Annotated in this window: 1 protein-coding gene and 1 pseudogene; both read right to left on the bottom strand. The window is 47.3% G+C overall.

What is annotated here, in order from left to right; translation table 11 throughout:
- Positions 1 to 329: pseudogene (locus tag R7E00_RS24155) on the bottom strand (homogentisate 1,2-dioxygenase); the annotation flags it as partial.
- Positions 322 to 1,211, bottom strand: an 890-nt coding sequence (gene hppD, locus R7E00_RS24150) for a 4-hydroxyphenylpyruvate dioxygenase (protein WP_318124788.1), incomplete at its 5' end; no start/stop codon positions are given. The gene hppD and the pseudogene R7E00_RS24155, both read right to left, overlap by 8 nt.

Here is a 1,211-nt window from a genome sequence, read left to right as displayed (position 1 = left end):
CCATCGGCATTTCTTACCAAGAAATCCATCTTTTCATCCATGCGCCATACACGTATTTTACAGTTAGCGTTGTGCAGTAAGTGCGGTACTGACCAAGGAGAGAGCTGACTGGCTTTATCCACTAAGGTGAAGTCAAAAGCGCGTGGGCGTAAGTCGCCTTCCCACTCACACCAACCGGTTGGCGCATGTTGATGATGAAAATGTGCCGCAGGGCCGAAGAACCCACTTCGGCCAGCTTCACGTTCATAAATTGCCTCATCCGGGAAATCCGCATGTGCTTGTTTAGAGCACACTCCCTCCCGATGCGGAAATGTGATCCATTTATGCATCGCTTAGTACTCCTCGGCGAATTTGATCTTCTTCAATCGATTCAAATAGCGCTTTGAAGTTACCTTCACCAAAGCCTTCATTGCCTTTGCGCTGAATGATTTCAAAGAACACAGGGCCAATAACAGTCTGAGTAAAGATTTGCAGCAAGATTCCGTCTTTCATTGGCGCGCCATCAATCAAGATCTGCAAATCACGAAGTTTACTGACATCTTCAGTATGGCCTTCAACGCGTTCATCGACTTTCTCGTAGTAGGTGTCTGGCGTTGGCATAAAGTCCATACCGCGGTCACGCAACGTTTGCACCGTTTGATAGATGTCATCCGTTGTCAGAGCGATATGCTGAATACCTTCCCCGTTGTATTCGCGGATAAACTCTTCAATCTGCGATTTGTCATCCGAGGATTCATTGATTGGAATGCGGATTTTGCCACACGGCGCTGTCATTGCGCGGCTAACAAGGCCTGTCAGTTTACCTTCGATATCGAAGTATCGAATTTCTCGGAAGTTCCCGATGCGCTCATAAAAACCAGACCACACATCCATATTACCTTGCTTAACATTGTGCGTGAGATGGTCTATCTCGTACAAGCCAACGTCTGATTTTGCTAAGCGATCGTCTGCATCATCATAAAAACGGAAATCGACGTCGTAGATGCTCTGCTTGCCATAGCGGTCAACGAAATAAAGCAAGCTTTCACCAATGCCGTAAATGGCAGGGATACTCAGTTCCATCGGACCAATTTCAGTTTTGTATTCTGTGCCGCCGTTTTGAATAGCATGTTCAAGCGCAACCGTCGCGTCTTTCACACGAAACGCCATACCACATACAGATGGGCCGTGAACTTTAGCAAACTCCTCCGCCTGGCTATGAGGCTGAGCAT

It is taken from the genome of Vibrio sp. Vb1755 (assembly GCF_033338635.1).
GTDB lineage: Bacteria > Pseudomonadota > Gammaproteobacteria > Enterobacterales > Vibrionaceae > Vibrio > Vibrio alginolyticus.
Note: the sequence above shows the minus strand (reverse complement) of the source record. Positions and strands in the feature narration are given on the sequence as shown.